At 61.1% G+C, this 1,224-nt stretch carries 1 rRNA gene and 1 pseudogene; both read right to left on the reverse strand.

The features are described from left to right. Positions 1-319, reverse strand: a 16S ribosomal RNA gene (locus ACIBQZ_RS43350); the annotation flags it as partial. A gap of 512 nt (positions 320-831) precedes the next feature. Next, positions 832-1,224 (reverse strand): annotated as a pseudogene (locus ACIBQZ_RS43355) (tRNA (N6-isopentenyl adenosine(37)-C2)-methylthiotransferase MiaB); the annotation flags it as partial.

Below are 1,224 nucleotides of genomic sequence, written 5' to 3' on the forward strand. Positions count from 1 at the left end.
TCTCAGTCCCAGTGTGGCCGGTCGCCCTCTCAGGCCGGCTACCCGTCGTCGCCTTGGTAGGCCATTACCCCACCAACAAGCTGATAGGCCGCGAGCTCATCTCTGACCGAAAAACTTTCCACACACAGACCACTCGGCCGCATGTCATATCCGGTATTAGCCACCGTTTCCCGTGGTTATCCCAGAGTCAGAGGCAGATTACTCACGTGTTACTCACCCGTTCGCCACTGATCCACCCCGAAGGGCTTCACCGTTCGACTTGCATGTGTTAAGCACGCCGCCAGCGTTCGTCCTGAGCCAGGATCAAACTCTCCGTAAATAACTTTTCTAGAAGAAAAGTCTTGCGAAGTATTACAAAGAGTATCCTGACCAATAAGAACCAGACCCTATGAACCGCCCTACCGACGGGGGCCGGTACGACGAGGACCTGATCCATCAGCCAAGAAAACCGTCTAAAAGACGATCAATTGGCATCGGTTGTTCAGATGCGCTGTTGAGTTCTCAAGGAGCGGACGCTCACCCTCCACCACGTCTCCGCAGCTTCCGGGGCAACCTCTCTAACTTACCCGGCGAACCGAGCGGTGTAAACCTTACCAGAAGATTTTCACTGCTCCGCACCACCGGACTCCCAGGCGAACCTCCGAGGCCCAACCCGTGATGGGAAGAGCTTCGGCAGAAGTTCGAGGGAAGTTGACCCGGGACCGGCCACTTTCGTGTCCGTGCCTCCCGCGCTGCCAACAGGTAAAACCTTACGGACGCCCCACCAGCAGGTCAAATCGACATGACGGGCAGCCGTCGATGACGCCCAAAAGGACTACACCAGGCGAAGAATCAGGCGCGGCGGAGTACCGGAACGCCGAGCGAGACCGGACGCGGTCCCGCTGCGGACTCGGTCGGCGCCGGACCGCAGGCATCGATCTGCCTCTGGTCCCAGGCATCACCCGCACGGCTACGCCGTACGGCGTAGGCAGCACCGGAGTCGTCCGCGACCAGGTGGTGCGGGGCTCCGTACGAGATCCGCACCGAGGCGAAGTCACCTGGCCTGGGCGTGGGAGCACCCTCCGGCACGCTGAAGTGGACGAGCCGGTTGTCCCGGGCCCGGCCGGACAGGCGCGTCGTCTCGCCGTCCTTACGCCCCTTGCTCTCGGTCACCAGCAGCTCGACGACCTCGCCCTCCAGCTTGCGGTTCTCCTGCCAGGAGATCTCCTCCTGAAGCCGGATCAG

Source organism: Actinoplanes sp. NPDC049599, from assembly GCF_044465625.1.
Taxonomy (GTDB): domain Bacteria; phylum Actinomycetota; class Actinomycetes; order Mycobacteriales; family Micromonosporaceae; genus Actinoplanes.